Source organism: Promicromonospora sp. NPDC060204, assembly GCF_042728455.1.
Taxonomy (GTDB): Bacteria; Actinomycetota; Actinomycetes; order Actinomycetales; family Cellulomonadaceae; genus Promicromonospora.
On record NZ_JBHWZO010000404.1, the window covers coordinates 1 to 3,342 of the forward strand.

Here is a 3,342-nt window from a genome sequence, read left to right on the forward strand (position 1 = left end):
GGTCACGCCCCTCGTTCTGTTCAGTGGTGCCGTTCTGCTCAGGGTGTCGGTGTGCTCAGTGGTGCGCCACGACGTGCGTGTGCAGCAGGCCGAGGGCCGCGGCGACCGCCTGGGGCTCCTCGACGACGCTCAGGTGCCCGGCGCCGGGCACCAGCGTGAGCGCGGCGTCGCCCATCGCGGGGCCCAGGGGCGAGCCCGCCGCCCGGACCATGTGCTCGGCCTCGGCCAGCGGCGTGATCGAGTCCTCGGCCCCCACCACGACGGCGACCGGCGCGTCCAGGCGATCGAGCACGTAGGTGCGGTCGGGCCGGGACGCCATCGCGCGCTGCGACCAGGCGACTCCCGCCGGCGACTGGGCGCGGATCCACGAGTCCAGGACGGGGAACAGGTTGCGGCGGTGCTCCGTGCTGGTGGCGCCGACCAGGTTGGCGGGCATCCCGAGCACCGCGTCCACGGTCTGGCTGGCGTCGACCGCGGCGGCGATCCGCAGCCGCTTGGCGCGCGCCTCCTCGGTGTCCGCCGTCGACTTCGTGTTCACCAGGCCCAGCCCCGCCACGAAACCCGGGTGCCGCTCGGCCAGCGCGAGCGCGACGTACCCGCCCATCGAGTGCCCGACGACGACGGCGTTGCCCTCCCCCGCGTCGGTCATCGTCAGGTACACCGCGTCGGCGATGTGCTCGATGCTCGGCGGGAACCCGTCCAGGTCGCTGTGCCCGGCACCGGGCAGGTCCACCGCGATGGCCCGGACGCCGGGCGGGAGGTACTCCGCGCACGCCGCCCACATCCGGTGGTCGAGCGGGAAGCCGTGCAGCAGCACGAGCGGCACGCCCCCGCCGTCGCGCAGCGTGAAGGTCGCCAGGTTCCTGGTGGCTCGAGAGGTCATCGTCGTCCTCCTCTGGTGGGTGCTGTGGTGGTGATGGTGCCTGGTGGTGCCTTGGTGGTCTTTGCTCAGGAGGCGCCCAGCGGGCCGTCCCAGTGGGTCGGCAGCGGGAGCGGGTGGTCGGGCAGGACGTGGGCGACGATCTCGTTCAGCGCACGCGCGACGGCGGGCTCGCCGACCCAGAGGTGCTTCGCGCCGTCGACGCCGATCACCTCGGCCTGCGGCACCCGCGCGAAGCGCCGGCGGGCCTCGTCGGGCCGGAGGTAGTCGTCGAGCTCCGGCACCAGGACGACGAGCGGCTTGCCGAACGCCGCCCAGCGGTCCAGGTCCTCGTCCGTCGCGCGGTGCAGCGGCGGCGAGAGCAGGACGGCGCCCTCGACGCTCGGGTCGGCGCCGTGCTTGAGGACCAGCTCCGTGCCGAACGACCAGCCGACCAGCCACGGCCGGGGCAGCCCGCGGAACTCGGCGAACTCGATCGCGGCCGCGACGTCGTACCGCTCCGCCTCGCCGCCGTCGAACGTGCCCTCGCTCGTGCCGCGCGGGGAGGAGGTGCCCCGGGTGTTGAACCGCAGCACCGCCAGGTCGGCCAGCGCGGGCAGCCGCCACGCGGCCTTGCGGTACACGTGGGAGTCCATGAAGCCGCCGTGCGTGGGCAGCGGGTGGAGCGTCAGCAGGCTGGCCGCGGGCTCGGCGTCCGCCGGCAGGGCGAGCTCGCCCACGAGCGTGAGGCCGTCGGCGGTGTGCAGCTCGACGTCCTCCCGCTGCGCGGGCAGCACGGTGAGCGAGCGGATCTGGTGGGTCGTCTGGCCGGAGGCCGCGTCCGGCGTCGCTTCAGTGGTCATCGGGACCATTCTCCTCCCGCACGCGGGAGGACGCGCCGGCGTCGGGGTGTGTGTCGCAGCACCCTGGCCGCAGGTACGGCAGGCCCGTTGCCTCAGCGCAGGTTGGCCCGGCGCTGCCAGCAGCTCGTGTGCCAGTGTCGCCGCGCGTCCAGCCCGGCCTCGGGCCCGCCGAACCCGTCCGTCTTCCACGCGACGACGTGCGCCGTGCCCGGCGTGACCTCCTGGCGGCAGGCAGGGCAGACATAAGTCTTGTCGGACGACCGGATCCGCTGCACCACCCACTCGCCGTCCGCCGCCGACTCGCTGCGACGTCCGCCCGTCGCCCGGTCCACGTCGAGGGGAACATGGCCCGCGGCATACGGACGCTTGCTGGAGCGGCGGTTCGACGGCATGCCATCTATTGTTCCGCAGGGCGGAGCGGATGGCTCAAGGCTGTTCGGGAACAGCCCGCATCGCGCACCACAATGCCTGGGAGCCGCACTCATCTCCGCCCGCTAGAGTGTGGCGGTCCCCAGCAAGGCGCACACCTACCGAAGGACTACTCGTGAAGCACCGCACCACTGCCGCCCTGGCAGCCGTCGCGCTGGCATCCATCGCGCTCACCGGCTGCGCGAGCGCCGACGACTCCGGGAGCGACAACGCCGCCGCATCCGACGGAAACGTCTGCGAGGTTGCGGCCGCCCCGGAGGCGTCGCCCGTGCCCAGCCCGTCCGAGGAGGACGTCAAGGCGGTCGATGCGATCGAGGTCTCCGGCCCGGTCGGCAAGGAACCGAAGGTGACGTTCAAGGCGCCGCTCAAGGTCACGTCCCCGACGTCCCGCGTCGTGGACGAGGGCACCGGCGCGGAGCTCGTCGAGGGCGCCCAGGTGACCATCAACTACGTGGTCATCGCGGGCAAGGACGGTTCGACCAGCGGCTCGACCTGGGAGACCAAGAAGCCGGAGTCGTTCACGCTCGGCGACCCGCAGTACGACCTGCTGAACGACCGCCTGATCGGCCAGAAGGTCGGCGCGCGCCTCCTCATGGCGAGCACCGCGATGGACCAGACCATCCAGGTGACGATGGTCGAGGTGACCGAGTCCAAGGAGATCCCGGCGCGTGCCGAGGGCACCGAGGTGGCCCCCAAGGAGGGCCTGCCCACCGTCGAGCTCGCCGACGACGGCCAGCCGACCGTGACCATCCCCACGGACTACGAGGCGCCCACCGAGCTGGTGGTCCAGCCTCTCGTCGAGGGCGACGGCGCCGAGGTCACGAAGGACCAGACGGTCACCGTGCAGTACGCGGGCTGCCTGCTCGACGGCACGTCCTTCGACTCCTCGTGGAGCCGTGGCACGCCGACGTCGTTCCCGCTGAGCGGTGTGATCCCCGGCTGGACCAACGGCATCGCCGGCCAGAAGGTCGGCAGCCAGGTGCTGCTCGTCGTCCCGGCTGACCAGGGCTACGGCGACCAGGAGAACGGCGCGATCCCGGCGAACTCGACGCTGGTGTTCGTGGTCGACATCCTCGAGGCCAAGGCGGCCTGACGCTACCGGCCCGCTCGCGGGCCGGCCTGAGATCTCGCGCACGTACCGTGCGCATCGCCGCTGATCACGGCACAGACGTGGCGGGCACCCGAGCCGGG

Annotated in this window: 4 protein-coding genes; 1 reads left to right on the forward strand and 3 read right to left on the reverse strand. The window is 72.7% G+C overall.

Annotated features, from left to right (window positions below; translation table 11 throughout):
- Positions 1-55 precede the first annotated feature (55 nt).
- The 3 genes from ACFWEJ_RS28020 to ACFWEJ_RS28030 all read right to left on the reverse strand — a co-directional run bounded on the left by ACFWEJ_RS28020 (position 56) and on the right by ACFWEJ_RS28030 (position 2,114).
- Positions 56-883, reverse strand: a complete 828-nt coding sequence (locus tag ACFWEJ_RS28020; protein ID WP_377232441.1) for an alpha/beta fold hydrolase — start codon at positions 881-883, stop codon at positions 56-58.
- 65 nt (positions 884-948) lie between these two features.
- Positions 949-1,722 carry an alpha/beta hydrolase gene (locus tag ACFWEJ_RS28025; RefSeq protein ID WP_377232442.1) on the reverse strand — a complete coding sequence of 258 codons (774 nt, stop codon included), beginning with the start codon at positions 1,720-1,722 and terminating at the stop codon, positions 949-951.
- Between the two features lie 92 nt (positions 1,723-1,814).
- On the reverse strand, positions 1,815-2,114 hold the full coding sequence (locus tag ACFWEJ_RS28030) for a hypothetical protein (protein ID WP_285108376.1): 300 nt from the start codon (positions 2,112-2,114) through the stop codon (positions 1,815-1,817).
- A gap of 152 nt (positions 2,115-2,266) precedes the next feature.
- Here ACFWEJ_RS28030 and ACFWEJ_RS28035 point away from each other — a divergent pair, with 152 nt between their 5' ends.
- Entirely contained in the window at positions 2,267-3,244 is a 978-nt protein-coding gene (locus tag ACFWEJ_RS28035) for an FKBP-type peptidyl-prolyl cis-trans isomerase (protein ID WP_377232443.1), read from the forward strand.
- Positions 3,245-3,342 lie beyond the last annotated feature (98 nt).